This window comes from Amycolatopsis thailandensis, assembly GCF_042723255.1.
GTDB classification, from domain to species: Bacteria; Actinomycetota; Actinomycetes; order Mycobacteriales; family Pseudonocardiaceae; genus Amycolatopsis; species Amycolatopsis thailandensis.
The window spans coordinates 1-15,580 of sequence record NZ_JBHXJK010000170.1 but is presented as its reverse complement, the minus strand read 5'-3'; the positions used below and the strand labels follow the sequence as shown (position 1 = coordinate 15,580).

The following is a 15,580-nucleotide window of genomic DNA, read 5'->3' as shown; positions in this document are numbered from 1 at the left end:
CACAACCCCCCCCACCTTTTGGTTTTCCAACTCTTTTTGGGTGGGGTGGTCCATATACAATTTTTCTGTTATTTTGTTGCCCCCTTTGGCCCCCCCCCCACGTCTGTGGCAGGCATGGGGCACACGGGCACGGGGGCACCCCTTTGCGACTGGTTGGTATACCGCCCGTTGACCGATGGCAGGTCAGCGGGCTATTCTCGATATACGAAAGAAAGTTTCCGCAGAGCGAAATTGCAGAGGTTTCGATGGCTGATCTTGCCGGTTCGCGTCACGCACTGCCCTACGTGCTGAACCTGTCGCTGGTCTTCACCGAGTTGCCACTGCTCGACCGGGCGGAGGCGGCGCGCGCGGCGGGCTTCACCGCGGTCGAGTACTGGTGGCCGTTCGAGACGCCGGCGCCGGACGCCGCCGAGGTCGACGCTTTCGTGGCGTCGGTCGAGCGGGCGGGTGTCGCGGTGACCGGGCTGAACTTCTTCCCCGGCGACATGGCGGGCGGCGATCGCGGCCTGGTCACCTGGCCCGGCCGCGAGGACGACTTCACCCGCGGTGTCGCGTTCGCGATCGAGCTCGGCGAACGGCTCGGCTGCCGCCGGTTCAACGCGCTCTACGGCAACCGGATCGACGGCGCGGATCCGGCCGAGCAGGACAAGCTCGGCCTGTCGAATCTGGCGCTCGCGTCGGACGCGGCCGCGCGGATCGACGCGGAGATCGTCTTGGAACCGCTGTCGGGGGCGGAGAAATACCCGCTCAAGACCGCGGACGACGTCCTGAACGTGCTCGACGAACTCGGGCGGGACAACGTGAAGCTGCTGGCCGACCTCTACCACTTGGCGGTCAACGGTGACGACCTCGACACGGTCACGACCGTCCACACCGGACGGATCGGTCACGTCCAGATCGCCGATGCCCCAGGACGCCACCAGCCGGGGACCGGAACGCTGGACATCGAGGGTTACCTGGAAAAGCTGCAGGCGGCGGGCTACCGCGGGCAGGTCGGCGTGGAGTACAAACCCGACGGCCCGAGCGCGGATTCGCTGTCGTGGCTGCCTTTCGAACGAAGGGGACTGGCATGACCAAGCTGGGATTCATCGGCCTGGGGATCATGGGCGGGCCGATGGCGGGACATCTCGTCGCCGCCGGCCACGAGGTGAGCGGATTCGACACGAACGCGGACGCGCTCGCGAGGCTGGAAGCGGCCGGTGGCCGGGCGGCCGACGGGGTGACGGACGCCGTGGCCGGCGCCGAGGTCGTCATCACCATGTTGCCGAACCATCCGCAGGTCGAGGCCGTCGTGCTGGCGGCGGGCGGGGTGCTGGAGTCGGCGAAACCGGGCACCCTGCTGATCGACATGAGCACGATCCGGCCGGAGACCTCGATCGAGGTGGCGGAGCGGGCGGCCGAACGGGGGATCCGGGTGCTCGACGCGCCCGTCTCCGGTGGTCAGGCCGGTGCCGAGCAGGCTTCACTGTCCATTATGGCCGGTGGCGACGGCGAGGACTTCGCCGCCGCGCTCCCGATTCTGGAGGCCGTCGGCAAGACGATCGTCCATGTCGGGCCGCACGGCGCCGGTCAGGTGGTCAAGGCCGCGAACCAGCTCGTGGTCGGTGGGACCTACGGCCTGATCGCGGAAGCCATCGTGCTGATGGAGGCCTCGGGCGTGGACGCCGGAGTCGGGCTGGACGTCCTCGCGGGCGGCCTGGCGGGCAGCCGGATCCTCGAACTCAAGCGGAAGTCCATGGTGGCGCGGGAATTCGCCCCGGGTTTCCGGATCGACCTGCACCACAAGGACATGGGCATCGCGCTCGCCGCCGCCAGGCAGGCCGACGTCGCGCTGCCGCTCACCGGGCTGGTCGCCCAGCTCGTCGCCGCCGGACGGGCGATGGGCCACGGCTCGCTCGACCACTCCGCCCTGCTGAAGGTCGTCGAAGCGCTGTCCGGCGCGGAAAGCAAGGAGTGAGGAATGCCCAGAATCCCCGCCATGCAGGCTGTTGTCGACGTCCTGGTCAGTGAAGGCGTCGACACCGCGTTCGGCTGTCCCGGCGCCGCGATCCTCCCGCTGTACCACGCGATGCAGGACAGCGGCATCGAGCATCTGATCGTGCGCCACGAAGAGGGCGCCACCCATATGGCCGACGGCTGGGCGCGGACCACCGGCAACGTCGGCGTCGCGATCGGCACCTCCGGGCCCGCCGGGACGAACATGATCACCGGGCTCTACACCGCCCAGGCCGATTCGATCCCGATCCTGTGCATCACCGGGCAGGCCGACTCGCGGAAACTGCACACCGAGGCCTTCCAGGCCGTCGACATCGTCGAGATCGCCAAACCGGTGACGAAGTGGGCGGTGCAGGTCAAGGAAGCGGCCCAGCTGCCGTGGGTGTTCCGGGAGGCGTTCCGGATCGCGCGGTCGGGCCGCCCCGGCCCGGTGCTGATCGACCTGCCGATCGACGTCCAGCGGCAGGACATCGAATGGGACTCCAGTATCGACTCGCCGCTGCCGGTCACCAAGGCGACGCCGTCGCCGGCCAGGGTCGAGCGGGCACTGGATCTGTTGCTGGCCGCCGAACGGCCGCTGATCCTCGCGGGCGGCGGCGTGGTGCTCGGCGGCGCGAGCGACCGGTTGCGGACCGCGGCCGAGCTGCTCGGCGTCCCGGTCGGGGTGACGCTGATGGGCAAGGGGACCTTCCCGGAGGACCACGAACTGTTCGCCGGGATGGCCGGCATCCAGACTTCGCAACGGTGGGCGAACGCCGCCTTCCTCGAAGCGGATCTGGTGCTGGCGCTCGGCGCGCGGTTCGGTGACCGGCACACCGGTGACCTCGACGTCTACCGCGGGACCCGGAAGTTCATCCACGTCGACATCGAGCCGACGCAGCTGGGGAAGGTGTTCGGGCCGGATCTCGGGATCGTGTCGGACACCGGCGCGTTCCTGGACGCGCTGATCGAGGCGGCGTCGAAGCGTTCCCCGGCGCGGGATCGCGCCTGGCCGCGGCGGATCGGCGAGCTGAAGGAGAGCCTGCCGCGCCGGGAGGACTTCGAGGACACGCCGATCAAGGCGCCCCGGGTGTTCAAGGAGATCAACGAGTTCTACGGCGAGGACGCCTACTTCGTCACCGCGATCGGGTTGTACCAGATCTGGTCCGGGCAGTTCCAGCGCGCGCACAAGCCGCGGCACTACCAGGTGTGCGGCCAGGCGGGCCCGCTCGGCTGGGAGATCCCGGCGGCGATCGGCGTGAAGAAGGCGAAACCGGAGGCGGAGGTCGTCGGCGTCGTCGGGGACTACTCTTTCCAGTTCCTGGTGGAGGAGCTGGCGGTGGCCGCGCAGTACGACGTCGGATTCGTGCTGATCATGCTGAACAACGAGTACCTCGGGCTCATCCGGCAGGCCGAGACCGGCTACGAGATGAACTTCGAGGTCGACATCCACTACGACAAGAACGGCACGGACAACGTGAAGGTCATGGAGGCCTACGGCTGCTCCGGGACCCGGGTGACCGAGCCGGGCGAGATCCGGACGTCACTGGAATGGGCGCGCAAGGAGGCCGAGCGCACTTCGCGGCCGGTGCTGGTGGAGATCATGATCGAACGCGAAGGGAACGCCGCGATGGGCAAGGCGCTCGACAGTGTCGTCGAGTTCGAGCCGATCGCGAGCTGAAGGAACGGTGCCCCGGCCGCTGCCCTGCGGCGACCGGGGCACCGTCGGTTCGTCAGGCCTTGCCCTGGTCGTTGCTCAGCCACTTCTCGGGCCGGACGCGGACCAGTACGGAGTTGTCGCTGAGCGCGCCGTCGACGTACTTCGTGCCCTCTTCCTGCGGCAGGTAGCGGTGCGCGATCTTCAGCGCCTGCTCCCGGGTCGGCGGAGCGTCGTTGGCGACGACCGGTCCCTCGGCCGTCACGTACTTGTACGGCAAGGTCTCCGACTGCGCGACCAGGCTGAGCCTGCCCGCCTTCTTGATCGCCTTGTCCTTGACCGAACCGCCGTCCATCCAGATCAGGAGTTCCCCGCCGGGCTCGTAGTCGTACCAGACCGGTACGGCCAGCGGGGCCCGGCCGTCCCGTTCCACGGCCAAGACCCCGATGTGGACCTCGCTCAGGAAGGCTTCCCGTTCTGCGGCGGTCATGACGAAAGACGACATCCGTGTCTCGCTTCTCTCGGTTGACGATCTACGAGAAGCGACAACGCGGGCCGGGTTCAGGACATTCCGGGCATCGCGTTTAGTCCTCTGAATGCGCTCTGGGCGGTGGTCAGGGCTTGGTCGAGGTGGAGGTGGTCGGGCTCGTCGAGCCGGTGTCGCCCGCCGGGGTCGAAGACGGCGGCGCCGAAGACGTACTGGAGGGCGGAGGCGTCGACGACGGCGGCGTGCTCGACGGCGGAGTCGACGAGGGAGGTGTCGAGGACGGCGGCGTGCTGCTCGGCTTCGAGGGCGAAGAGCTGCTCGGCGGCGTGCTGCTGCTCGGCGGGAGCGACGAGCTGGGCGGCGGGGTCGTCGGCGGCGTGGTCGTGCCGGGCGGGGGAGTGTCGGGCAGCGTCGGGACCGGGAGCTGGCCGCCGGGCGTGTCGGCGGCGACGTTCGAGGAGTCGGGTGCGCCGACCGGGACCTGGCTGTCCGGGAACGTCGCGACACCACCGCGGTAGGCGACCGCCCAGCGGATCACGGTGTCCACATAGGACAGTGAGTGGTTGTAGCGGTACACGGCCACGCGCTGCGTCTGCTCGGACGTCAGGTCGACGCCGCCGGAGCAGAGGTAACGGCCCGAGCCCAGCGTCGCGTCGTAGATGTTGTTGGGGTTCGACTCGCCGTCGCCGTTGCCGTCGGAGGCGTAGCCCTTCCACGTCGACGGGATGAACTGCGTCGGGCCCACCGCGCGATCCCAGACGGTGTCGCCGTCGTATTTGCCGCCGTCGGTGTCCGGGATCGCGGCGAACGGTCCGGCGCCGTTGAGCTGCGGGCCGAGGATCGGTTCGAGGGTGTTGCCCTTCGCGTCGACGTAACCGCCGCGCGCGTGGTTCGACTCGATCCGGCCGATGCTGGCGATCAGCGCCCAGTCGATGTGACAACCGGGCAGTTCCTTCGCGAGGATGTCGGCCGCGTTCTTGTACGCCTTCATCATGCTCGCGGGGATGCCGAGCGCGCCCGACGGCGCGAACGAGCCGCCGGTGTTGCCGGTGCCGCCGGGGACGACCAGCGGGTCCGGATTGGGCGGCTCGGGAAGACTGCCGTCGACGGCGATCTCCGGGACCGTGCCCACCGGCGGCTGCCAGGCGGCGGCCTGGTTCTGCGGTACGGCGGGCTTCGGCGCGGCGATCGGGGCGTCGGGACCCGCCGACGCGGTGACCGCGGGCAGGACGGCGAGCGCGCCACCGGCGAGCGCGAAGGCCGTCCGGTGCCGGGCGGACAACTTGTCCGTCTGTCGAGGGCGGTGCTTCGGCATGTTCTCTCCCGCAAGGTCGACTCCGGGCAAAACTATCCGATACAACCGAATTCTGGGGAGGACACAACGAAAAAGCCGCGAACCTGTCGAGTTTTCGTCCGCCCGGCACAAGACCTTCGTACTGAAGTTGTCAATTTCACGCTGAGTTCACCGAAACGTCAGCAGAATCCTCGGTCGCTTCGCGGAGATGGTCTCGCCTGCGTGCAAAGGCGTCTTTGCACAATCTTCTTTGCACGGCTACCTTGGTGTCATGACCGGTCCGCCGACGCCCGAAGAGATCACCGATCCCGCCGTGCTGAAGGCGATGACGCATCCCTTGCGCCGCCGGATCATGGAGTCGCTGGGCCGCGAGCCCGCGACAGCGACGAAGCTGGCCAAGCAGCTGGGGGAGAGCTCGGGCGCGACCAGCTACCACCTGCGTGAGCTGGCGAGATACGACTTCATCGAGGAGGCGCCGGAACTCGCGCACGGCAAGGAACGCTGGTGGCGAGCCAGGCACCGTGACATCCGCTGGCCCCGGCACAGCGAACAGAGCGAAGAGATGCGGGCGGTGTTCGACGAGGCGCATCGTGCCGCGTTCACCGAGGACCTGGAGCAGATGGCGCGCTTCCTGCGGCGTCGCGACGAACTGGGCGAATGGGGTGACGCGCTGGTCTTCTCGCGCGGCGCCGTGCACGTGAACCTCGAAGAGCTCAAGCAGTTCTGGGAGGAGTACCTGGACCTCCTGCGCCGCTACTGGCGGCCGGAACCCGGACCGGACGCGCGGAAGGTGTACGTGCGCTGGACGGCGTTCCCGGATCCGGACGAGGAGTGAGGGAAGGGAGCTGAGAAGACCGGTGGGAGAGCGGCCACTCGACCACCGGGATCGCGTCACCACGCCGGACGGCGTGTCTTCACGAACGACTTCACACAAAGGGGGAGCAGCATGCTGCTCTGGAAAAGAATCGCGGCCGTCGGTGCCGTGACGAGCCTGCTCGCGGCGGGGACCGCGACGGCCGCGCAACCGCCGGATGGGGCATCTCGCGCGGACGCCACCATCCGCTACACGGAATACGGCATCCCGCACATCGTCGCGAACGACTGGGTGGGTCTGGGCTTCGGACAGGGTTACGCCGCCGCCAAGGACAACGTCTGCGCGATCGTGGACGTCGCGGTCACCACGCGGGCCGAGCGGTCCCGCCGGCTGGGTCCGGACGCACCGCCGACGAGCGGGGTGAGCCAGGCGAGCACGAACCTCGCGAGCGACCTGTACTTCCAAGGCCTGAACGAAAGCGGCGCGGTCGAGCGGCTGCTCGCGGAACCCGCGCCGCGCGGGCCGTACCGAGAGGTCCGCGAACTGATCCGCGGCTACGTCGAGGGCGTGAACAAGTACCTGCGCGCTGGTGAGATCACCGATCCGGCCTGCCGTGGGGCGAGCTGGCTGAAGCCGATCACCGAACTCGACGTCTACCGGCACGCCCACGCGGTCGGGATGATCTTCGGGCAGGGTGGGGTCGCGGACTCGATCACCGCGTCCCTGCCGGGAGCGCCGCCCGCCGGCACCGGTCGCGAACAGATGACCGGCGGGACGGGGATCGGCAGCAACGCGATCGCCGTCGGCAAGGCCGCCTCGGCGAACGGCCGAGGGGTCTCCCTGGCCAACCCGCACCTGCCGTGGCAGCTGAGCGGGACCAGGCTGTGGCAGTCGCAGCTGAGCCTGCCGGGCAAGCTGAACGTCAGTGGCGCCGGCATTCCCGGTATCCCGCTGATGTGGCTGGGCCACAACGAAACCGCAGCCTGGAGCGGGACGGCCACCGACACCACCCGCACGTACACCCTGTTCGAACTGAAGCTCGTTCCCGGCTCGCCGACGACCTACCTGGTCGATGGCAAGCCCGAGCGGATGCGGCGGACCGACGTCAGCGTCCTGTCCCGCAAGGCGGGCGGGGGTCTCGAACGCGTCGTACGTCCACAATGGACGACCAGATACGGTCCGGTGACGACCCGGCTCGGGCAACGAGAGCTTCCGTGGACGGCGTCGAGTGCCTTCGCGATCGCGGACGCCAACGCCGGGAACCTTTCGATGACGAACTCGATGTTCGAGATCGCCCGCGGCCGGACGGCGGGGGAGATGATCGGCGCGGTCCGCCGGACCCAAGGGCTGCCGTGGATGAACATCATCGCCACCGACGATCGCGGCCGGGTGGAGTCCAGTCAGATCCACGGGGTTCCGCACGTCACCGACGAAAAGGCGGCGCGCTGCAACACCCCGCTGGGCAAGGAGCTGTTCGACGCCAACGGGATCGCGGTGCTCGACGGCTCCCGGACGGCCTGTGCCTGGGGCCGCGACCGTGACGCGCTGCGCCCCGGCGTCTTCGGGCCCTCCAGCCTGCCGACGCTGAGCCGGGACGACTACCTGGCGAACTCGAACGACAGTTACTGGCTGTTCAATCCCGCCGAGCCGAAGACCGGCTTCCCGCGGATCGTCGGCCCGGTCCGGTACGAGCAGAACATGCGCACACGCGGCGGCTTCGCCGAGATCGCCGACCAGCTGGCGAAGGGCGGCTTCACCGGGCAGGCGATGCGGGACCTGATGTTCTCGCACCGGGACCACGCCGCCGAACTCGTCCGGGCCGACGTCGTCGGGATGTGCCGCACGATGCCGGGGATGGAAGGTGCCTGCGCCGCGCTGGCGAACTGGGACGGGCGTTCCGACGCCGAGAGCCGGGGCGCGCTGCTGTTCGACCGGTTCTGGTCCACAGTGGACCGAATGGGGCCGGAGATCTGGAAGGTCCCCTTCGCTGTCCAGGATCCGGTCGATACCCCGAACACGCTCGACACCGGCAACGCCGCGATTCGCAAGGCGCTCGCCGACGCCGTGGCGGAACTGAAAGCGGCGAACATCCCGCTCGACGCGCCCTACGGTGACAACCACTACGTCGTTCGCGGCGGAAAGAAGATCCCGCTCGGTGGCGGGACCGCCGGGCGTGGCGTCTACGACTCCCTGGGCGGGCCTTGGGATCCGGCCCGCGGCTACACCGAGATCGTGCACGGCGGGACGTACCTGCACGTCGTCGCGTTCAACGGCACCGGCTGCCCGGACACGACGACGCTGCTGACCTATTCGCAGTCCGCGAATCCGGAGTCCGCGCATCACAGCGACCAGACGGAGCTGTACTCGCGCAAGCGGTGGGTCACCGAACGGTACTGCGAGAAGGACATCCTCGCGTCGCCGTCGCTCGAGGTGGTCCGGGTGAGCAGGCGATGATCGCGGCACTGTTCGCGGCGGCGGTGGTGGCGGTTTCGTCGCCGGTGCCCGCGGCCGCTCCGGACGGCGAGGTCTCGTTCACCAGCCACGGCGTGACCTTGCGTGGAACCGTGGTCGCGCCGGAAGGCGGCGGCCCGGCGCCGGGCATCGTCATGGTGCACGGCTCGGGCGAACACGACCGGGACGACTACCGGGCCGAGGCCGAAGCCTTCGCCAAGGCGGGGATCGCGACCCTGATCTACGACAAACGGACCGAAGGCTACTCGCTGTTCGAGCGGGACTACTCGGTCCTGGCCGACGACGCGCTCGCCGCGGTTCAAGCACTGCGTTCGCGTCCGGGCGTGGATCCGGCCCGCGTCGGGGTATGGGGTTTGAGCGAAGGGGGCTGGGTCGCGCCCTTGGCGGCGTCGAAGTCGAAGGACATCGCCTTCGCGGTCACCGTCGGGGCCAACGGGGTGTCGCCCGACCGTCAGCAGTCGTGGGCCTTCGAGACCTACCTGCGGCACGGCGGGGTCACCGGCTCGATGGTGGACATGGTGGCGTCGACGAACATGCGGACCCTCGCGGGCGCCGGCGCGTTCCCCGAGGCCGGGTACGACCCGGTGCCGGTGCTGGAGAAGGTGCGGCAGCCGGTGCTCGGGCTGTGGGGCGAGCAGGACCGGCTCACCCCGCCCGGCGAGGCGGTCCGGATCTTCCGGGCAACGCTGGAACGAACAGGGAACCGGCAGTACACGCTGAAGGTGTTCCCGCAGGCGCAGCACGGGCTTCGGCGGACCACGGACGGTTTCGACAAGCTCGACGGCTTCGCTCCCGGCTACCTCGACCTCGTCGCGAACTGGGTGAACGGAGCGAAGAACGGCCCGTCGGCCGATCCGCCACCGGTGCAGGCGAGCCAGAGCGTCGCCCTGGCGCCACTGGCCTGGTACGAGGCACCGTGGCTGCAGATCGGCGTATGGGCGCTGGCGCTGCTGGCTTTCGCGGCTTATCCGGTGACGACGTTGTTCCGCCGCCGCAAGGACGTTCCGCTCGCCCGGCCCGCGCGCTGGCTGGCGTCGACGGGATTGCTCGCCACTGTCGGGTTCCTCGCTTACTACGTCGTGCTGACGACGGGGGCGGCGATGGCGCCGGGTCCGGTCCTTTTCGGACGGACGTTGCCGTGGCTGGCGTTGCAGCTGGGCGCGGTCGGTGTCGTCGCCGCCGGGGTGGTCACGGCGGTTTCGTGGTGGCGACGGCGGAACGAGACGAGCGGGGGAGTGCGGGTCGGGCTGCTGCTGGCCGGAGCCGTGCTGTTCGTGCCGTGGGCCGTGCACTGGGGACTGCTGGTTCCGTGACGTAAGAGCCTGGGTGCCGGGCGGCCACCCGGCACCCAGGCGAACGGAAGCCGCGTCACCACGCCCGAGGGCGTGTCTTCACGAACGGACCTCCGGGTCAGAAGATACTCAGGACCTGGGAGTGACGGCGAACCGGCGCAGCTCCAGCGCCGGGTTCTTGGCGCGCACCTCGGAGATCCGTTCGGCGGAGACCTCGCCGGTCGCGGTCCCGGTGCGCTCCCCGAGCGAGGCGACGACGACGCCCATCGGGTCGACGATCATGCTGTGTCCCGAGCCCGCCGGTGCCGCCTGTCCCGCCGCGACGAGGTAGATCGTGTTCTCGATCGCCCGCGCCCGGACCAGCGTGGTCCAGTGGTCCTCCTTGAGCGGGCCGGGCATCCACTCGGCCGGGAGCAGTACGGCGTCCGCGCCCGCGTCGACCAGACGGCGGGTGACCTCCGGGAACCGCAGGTCGTAGCAGGTCTGGAGGCCGAAGGTGATCCCGTCGACCTCGAACGTCTCCGGTGCTTCGATGTCGCCGGGCCGGACCAGTTCCGATTCGCGGAAGCCGAAGGCGTCGTACAGGTGCAGCTTGCGGTACAGCGCGGTGATCGCCCCGTCGGGACCGGCCGCGACGAGCGTGTTCGAGATCCGTTCCCCGCCTGGAAGCGCTTCGTTGATACCCGCGACGACGGTGATCTGCCGGTCCTTCGCGAGACCTCGCAGCTCGGTGACGAACGGTCCGTCGAGTTCCTCGGCCGAGGTCACGAATTCCCGGCTCATCGTCGGTACGGTGAACAACGAGTATTCGGGCAGCGCGACCACCCGCGCGCCGCGGTCCGCCGCTTCGCCGACGAGGGCGGCGACGCGGGCGAGGTTGGCCTTTTTGTCGTTGCCGGGCGCGAACTGCGCCACCGCGACGTGCACCATGGGACCCCTTCCAATCAGTGGAACTCTTGTATACATGATGGATACTTAGCTGGTCCAGGTGTAGTGTCTGCCGCGGAAAGTAACGGCATAGAGGGGGAACGAGATGACTGTGACCGCCGAAGGGGGCGGCCCGGCGCGCGAGCGGGTCTACACGTGGCTGCGCGACGGCATCATCTCGGGCGAGCTGGAAGGCGGCCGCTTCCTCGACGAAATGTGGGTCTCCGGCGTCGTCGGTGTCTCTCGGACACCGGTGCGCGAGGCGTTCCACCGCTTGGCCGCCGAACGGTTCATCAGTCTCTTGCCACGCAAGGGCGCGCAGGTGCGCACGGTCACCTCGCGGGAACTGGAAGAGGTCTACCAGAGCAGGCGGCTGATCGAAGGCCACGCGATCGCGACGCTCTGCGCGAACAAGGCGGGCGCGCCCGCCGAAATGACGGAACTGATCGACGGGATGGTGCGCTCCGGCGCCGAACGCGACTGGTTCGCGGTGTCGGGGCTGGACCGCCGATTCCATCGCGCGATCGTGAACGCCGCGGGCAACACCGTGCTGACCGAGTTGTACGACACGCTCCGTTCGCGGCAGCAGCGGGTCACGGTCCGTGCGCTGGAGGCACGCCCTGAGCGGCTGACGGTGATCAACGACGAACACCGGGCCTTGGTCGCCGCCCTGAACGACCATGACGTGAAAGAGGCGTCACGGTTGCTGGAGCAGCATCTGCGCCCGGTGTCCGAAGTGATGTCGGTGCTGCCTCAGGAAGGCTGACCCGGCTGGTCGTGCGTCGAGCAGTGGATCCCGCCGCCGCCCGAGGCGATGGTCGAGATCTTCACCGGCACGATCTCCCGCCCGGGGAACTGGTCTCGCAGGACCTGCTGCGCGCGCTCGTCCGCCTCCGCGTCGCCGAACTTCGGCACGAAGACCGACTTGTTCGCGACGTAGAAGTTGGCGTACGAGATCACGCTGTCCTCGCCATAGCCTTCGACCTTGTCCGGATCCGGCTGGACGAGGTCGATCACCTTGAAGGGCTTGCCATCGGCGTCGGTGGCGCTCGCGAGTACCGACCTCGCCTGATCGGCCGCGCGGGACCATGAGTCGGGCGGGGTGCCGGGTGCCGCCTTGTCCAGGAGGACGACGCCGGGCGCGGTGAACCGGGCCAGGCAGTCGACGTGGGCGTCGGTGATGTCCTCGCCGCGGACGCCCGCGAACCAGATGACCTTCCGGACGCCGAGGACCTTCTTCAGTTCGTCTTCGATCTCCTGGCGGCTCTTGCCCTTGTTGCGGTTGTCGTTGACAAGTGAGCTTTCGGTGACCATCAGTGTGCCCGCGCCGTCGGTCTCGAACGAGCCGCCCTCGGCGGTGATCCAGGTTTCGGTGCGGGACAGGCCGTACTTGCCCAGCACGGAGCGCGCGACGGCGTTGTCCTTGTCGTGCGGGTTCTGTTTGCCGCCCCAGCCGTTGAAGTTGAAGTCGGCACCCCCGACCTTGCCCGCCTCCTCGACGAACACCGGCACGGTGTCCCGCGCCCAGAGGTCGTCGACCGGGATCGGGACGACCTCGACGGTGTCGCCGCACGCCTGCTGAGCGGCATCGGCGTGCTCGGGCCGGGCGAGGAGCACCACCGGTTCGAAGGCGGCGATCGCCTTGGCCAGCCCGGCGATCTCCTCGCGGACGGCGGGCAGGTCTTCCGCCCAGATGGACTTCGACGCCGGCCAGGACAGGTAGGTGCGCGCGTGGCTTTCCCACTCGGCGCCCAGCCTGCGAACCCCCGCCGCGGCGGGCTCCGGTGAACCGGTCGCCGGTGCTGGCGCCGAGGAGCTTCCTCCCGGTTCGGAACACGCCGCGGTTCCGACGGCGACGGCGCCGACCGCGGTCAGGGCACGTAGAACCGTGCGGCGGGGCAGGGACGAATCGAACACTGTGCACTCCTTGGCTGGACCGGTGAGGACACGATAGCATCCTGACTGAAAATTCAGTCAGGACGAGACCGCTAGGGTGAACACCCGTGTTCGAACGTCAGCAGAAGATCTTGGAAGCGGCCGTGCGGGTGATCGCGCGCAGCGGGGTGCGGGGCCTGCGGGTGGAGAAGATCGCGGCCGAGGCCGGGATCTCGACGTCGCTGATCTACTACCACTTCACCAACCGCGCCGGGCTGCTCGGCAAGACGCTGGAGTTCGTCAGCGATCGCGCCGCCGCCTACACCGAAGAGGCCGCGGCCGAGGCGGCGGATCCCCGCGCCGAACTGGAGCTCATGTTGTTCGGGGAGCTTCAGGACACCCAGGCGGTGCGGGAGAACAGCACGGCCTGGGGCGAGCTACGGGCCAGCGCCGTCTTCGCCCCCGAACTGCGCGAACCGCTGGCGGAGTCGACACGGGTCTGGGTGGACGAGGTCGCCGACACGATCCGGCGCGTCGGCGGCGACGGCGTCAAGGCGGAGGACGCCGCCGAACGGCTCACCAGCCTGGTCGAAGGACTCAGCGAGCGGTGGCTTTCTGGTTCGATGGACCTGGACCGGGCGCGGGACCTGCTACGGGGCGCGATCGCGCTGGAACTGGACAGGGTGGGGGACTGAATGGGGCTCGAAAAGATCGTCGGCACGATGCGGGACAACCTGACCGTCCGGCGGGTCTACGGCGAGCCCGTCGAGAAGGACGGTGTCGTGCTGATCCCGGCCGCGAGCATCATCGGCGGCGGAGGCGGCGGGCACGGCACCGAACAAGGCAAAGAAGGCGAGGGCGGCGGGTTCATGCTCGCCGCGCGGCCTGTCGGCGCGTACGTCCTCAAGGGCGGCGAGGTGCGCTGGGTGCCCGCGACGGACCGGACCTTCCTCGGCCTGGTCTTCGCCATCATGGTCGCGACGATCCACAAGGCCAGGCGTCGAGCTCAGGTTCGTCCCTGAGCAGTGATCCCGGTCAGGATGAGATCGATCCCGGTGAGGAACTGCTCCCGGTCGTCGTGCTCGCGCACCTGATCGGCGATGGACTTCAAGAACGGGAACTCGACGGGATCGAGTTCCTCCCATGCGCTCGCCGCGGCGCGAAGGTATTCGGCGCGGTCCGTGCCGCCGCTCCGGAGCACCCGGGCGTTCGCGGCGTTCTGGCCCGCGGCGCCGAAGATGTAGTGCGCGAGCGCCGAGGTCGCGGTGAACCAGGTGGCTTCGGGGACGCCCAGCGCGCTGACCCGGCGTCCGATGCTGTCGAAGATCCGCGGCGTCACCGAGCTCCAGGGGCTGCGGGAAAGCTGGACGGCGAGCTGAGCGGAGAGCCACGGATGCCGGTCGATCGCTTCGAACAGGCCGAGTCCGAGGGCGCGGATCTCTTCCCAGGGTGAGCCCGTGGTCGCGACGGTCAAAGCGTCACCGATGACGGACGCCGTCGCGGCGGCGAGCAGTTCGCCCTTGTTCGGCACGTGCCAGTAGATCGCCCCGGGGCCGGTGGCGAGGCGTTCGGTCAGCGTCCGGAAGGTCAGCCCGCGCTCGCCGTCCGCGTCGAGCAGTTCGACGGCGGCCTCGACGATGCGCTCGCGGGAAAGCGCGTCCGCGCGGGTCCGTTGTGCCATGCCGTCATCCTGGCAGGAGCGAGCGGACGCGGATCGGCCGCTTTCGGGATAGCTTGCCTGTATGGCGAAAAGCTCGGCGGTGGAGATCGAGGTCGGCGACCGGACGGTGCGCCTCTCGAGCCCGGATCGCGTCTACTTCCCGGCGCGGGGTGAGACCAAGCTCGATCTCGTCCGGTACTACCTCGCGGTCGGCGACGGGATCGTGCGGGCGCTGCGGGAGCGGCCGTGCATGCTGCACCGGTTCCCGTCCGGGGTGTCGGGGGACAAGGTCCACCAGAAACGGGTCCCGAACGGGGCCCCGGACTGGCTCCAGACCGTCCGCGTCGACTTCCCCTCCGGCAGGCACGCCTACGAGCTGTGCGTCACGCATCCCGCCGACGTGATCTGGGCGGTGCAGATGTCGACCGTCGAGTTCCACCCTTGGAACTCCCGTCGCGCGGACACCGAACGCCCCGACGAGTGGCGGATCGACCTCGACCCGATGCCGGACTGCCCGTTCTCGACCGTGCGGAAGGTCGCCCACACCGTCCGCGAGATCCTGGACGAACTCGGCATCACTGGCTGGCCGAAGACCTCCGGCGGGCACGGCCTGCACGTCTACGTCCGGATCGAGCCGCGGTGGGGTTTCCAGGAGGTCCGCCGGGCGGCGCTCGCCTTCGCTCGAGAGGTCGAACGCCGGCTGCCCGACGAGGTCACCACCACCTGGTGGCGCAAGGATCGTGACCCGTCGAAACTTTTCGTCGACTACAACCAGAACGCTCGCGACCACACGATCGCGAGTGCGTACTCGGTGCGCGGCGTGCCCGAAGCCGTCGTCTCGACGCCGATCAGGTGGGACGAGATCGACGACGTCGAACCGCGTGAGTTCACCATCGCCACCGTGCCCGCGCGCTTCGCCGAACTCGGCGACCTGCACGCGGGCATCGACGACACGGCCTACTCGCTCGACACACTGCTGGAATGGGCCGATCGCGACGGCCTCGAAACCGAAGGCGAGTGACGTTCCCCTTCGCATTCAGAGGACTAATTGCGGAAGTGGTGCTCAGCCTCGCGCAGACCCGCAGTACATGATGGCCCCCTTCCTTGCGTCTAGCGCAAGGAAGGGGG

General features: G+C 69.0%; 15 protein-coding genes. 10 read left to right on the top strand and 5 right to left on the bottom strand.

Annotated elements, in window-relative coordinates; all coding sequences use genetic code 11:
* The first annotated feature begins 245 nt into the window (after positions 1 to 245).
* From ACFWMR_RS38420 to gcl, 3 genes are read left to right on the top strand one after another with little or no spacing between them, the layout of a single operon-like run.
* Positions 246 to 1,073, top strand: a complete 828-nt coding sequence (locus tag ACFWMR_RS38420) for a hydroxypyruvate isomerase family protein (protein ID WP_378381952.1) — start codon at positions 246 to 248, stop codon at positions 1,071 to 1,073.
* Positions 1,070 to 1,957 carry a 2-hydroxy-3-oxopropionate reductase gene (locus ACFWMR_RS38415; protein ID WP_378381951.1) on the top strand — a complete coding sequence of 296 codons (888 nt, stop codon included), beginning with the start codon at positions 1,070 to 1,072 and terminating at the stop codon, positions 1,955 to 1,957. Before ACFWMR_RS38420 ends, ACFWMR_RS38415 begins: the two co-directional genes overlap by 4 nt.
* Before the next feature lie 3 nt (positions 1,958 to 1,960).
* Positions 1,961 to 3,655: a glyoxylate carboligase gene (gcl, locus tag ACFWMR_RS38410; protein ID WP_378381950.1), complete on the top strand. Its 1,695-nt coding sequence runs from the start codon at positions 1,961 to 1,963 to the stop codon at positions 3,653 to 3,655.
* 52 nt (positions 3,656 to 3,707) lie between these two features.
* On the opposite strand, the gene ACFWMR_RS38405 is transcribed toward gcl, so the two are convergent.
* Together ACFWMR_RS38405 and ACFWMR_RS38400 are read right to left on the bottom strand one after the other, a co-directional pair.
* Positions 3,708 to 4,136 carry a pyridoxamine 5'-phosphate oxidase family protein gene (locus ACFWMR_RS38405; protein WP_378381949.1) on the bottom strand — a complete coding sequence of 143 codons (429 nt, stop codon included), beginning with the start codon at positions 4,134 to 4,136 and terminating at the stop codon, positions 3,708 to 3,710.
* Positions 4,137 to 4,245: 109 nt separating this feature from the next.
* Entirely contained in the window at positions 4,246 to 5,433 is a 1,188-nt protein-coding gene (locus tag ACFWMR_RS38400; protein WP_378381948.1) for a lytic transglycosylase domain-containing protein, read from the bottom strand.
* Between the two features lie 250 nt (positions 5,434 to 5,683).
* Here ACFWMR_RS38400 and ACFWMR_RS38395 point away from each other — a divergent pair, with 250 nt between their 5' ends.
* From ACFWMR_RS38395 to ACFWMR_RS38385, 3 genes are all read left to right on the top strand, one after another.
* On the top strand, positions 5,684 to 6,247 hold the full coding sequence (locus ACFWMR_RS38395) for an ArsR/SmtB family transcription factor (protein WP_378381947.1): 564 nt from the start codon (positions 5,684 to 5,686) through the stop codon (positions 6,245 to 6,247).
* Between the two features lie 111 nt (positions 6,248 to 6,358).
* Positions 6,359 to 8,680 (top strand): penicillin acylase family protein, encoded by a 2,322-nt coding sequence (locus tag ACFWMR_RS38390; protein ID WP_378381946.1) that lies wholly within the window; start codon positions 6,359 to 6,361, stop codon positions 8,678 to 8,680.
* Positions 8,677 to 10,011: an alpha/beta hydrolase family protein gene (locus ACFWMR_RS38385; RefSeq protein WP_378381945.1), complete on the top strand. Its 1,335-nt coding sequence runs from the start codon at positions 8,677 to 8,679 to the stop codon at positions 10,009 to 10,011. The genes ACFWMR_RS38390 and ACFWMR_RS38385 overlap by 4 nt, the downstream gene beginning before the upstream one ends.
* 108 nt (positions 10,012 to 10,119) lie before the next feature.
* On the opposite strand, the gene ACFWMR_RS38380 is transcribed toward ACFWMR_RS38385, so the two are convergent.
* A complete protein-coding gene (locus ACFWMR_RS38380; RefSeq protein ID WP_093935740.1) occupies positions 10,120 to 10,920 on the bottom strand; it encodes a carbon-nitrogen hydrolase family protein in 801 nt (266 codons plus the stop codon).
* Between the two features lie 103 nt (positions 10,921 to 11,023).
* Here ACFWMR_RS38380 and ACFWMR_RS38375 point away from each other — a divergent pair, with 103 nt between their 5' ends.
* Complete coding sequence (locus tag ACFWMR_RS38375) at positions 11,024 to 11,683, top strand: GntR family transcriptional regulator (RefSeq protein ID WP_208636003.1); 660 nt, start codon at positions 11,024 to 11,026, stop codon at positions 11,681 to 11,683.
* Here the strand turns inward: ACFWMR_RS38375 and ACFWMR_RS38370 are convergent.
* Positions 11,671 to 12,834, bottom strand: coding sequence for an agmatine deiminase family protein (locus ACFWMR_RS38370; protein WP_378381944.1), 1,164 nt, complete (start codon positions 12,832 to 12,834; stop codon positions 11,671 to 11,673). The genes ACFWMR_RS38375 and ACFWMR_RS38370 overlap by 13 nt on opposite strands.
* 86 nt (positions 12,835 to 12,920) lie before the next feature.
* Between ACFWMR_RS38370 and ACFWMR_RS38365 the strand changes: the two genes are divergently transcribed.
* Both ACFWMR_RS38365 and ACFWMR_RS38360 read left to right on the top strand, forming a co-directional pair.
* Positions 12,921 to 13,487 carry a TetR/AcrR family transcriptional regulator gene (locus ACFWMR_RS38365; RefSeq protein ID WP_378381943.1) on the top strand — a complete coding sequence of 189 codons (567 nt, stop codon included), beginning with the start codon at positions 12,921 to 12,923 and terminating at the stop codon, positions 13,485 to 13,487.
* Positions 13,488 to 13,814 (top strand): sporulation protein, encoded by a 327-nt coding sequence (locus ACFWMR_RS38360; RefSeq protein WP_093935745.1) that lies wholly within the window; start codon positions 13,488 to 13,490, stop codon positions 13,812 to 13,814. It begins immediately after the preceding gene.
* Here ACFWMR_RS38360 and ACFWMR_RS38355 read toward each other — a convergent pair.
* On the bottom strand, positions 13,799 to 14,473 hold the full coding sequence (locus ACFWMR_RS38355; protein ID WP_378279205.1) for a TetR/AcrR family transcriptional regulator: 675 nt from the start codon (positions 14,471 to 14,473) through the stop codon (positions 13,799 to 13,801). The two genes, ACFWMR_RS38360 and ACFWMR_RS38355, sit on opposite strands and share 16 nt — an antisense overlap.
* 61 nt (positions 14,474 to 14,534) lie before the next feature.
* On the opposite strand from ACFWMR_RS38355, the gene ligD reads away from it, so the two are divergent.
* Positions 14,535 to 15,473, top strand: a complete 939-nt coding sequence (ligD, locus tag ACFWMR_RS38350) for a non-homologous end-joining DNA ligase (protein ID WP_208636004.1) — start codon at positions 14,535 to 14,537, stop codon at positions 15,471 to 15,473.
* The last annotated feature ends 107 nt before the right edge of the window (positions 15,474 to 15,580 follow it).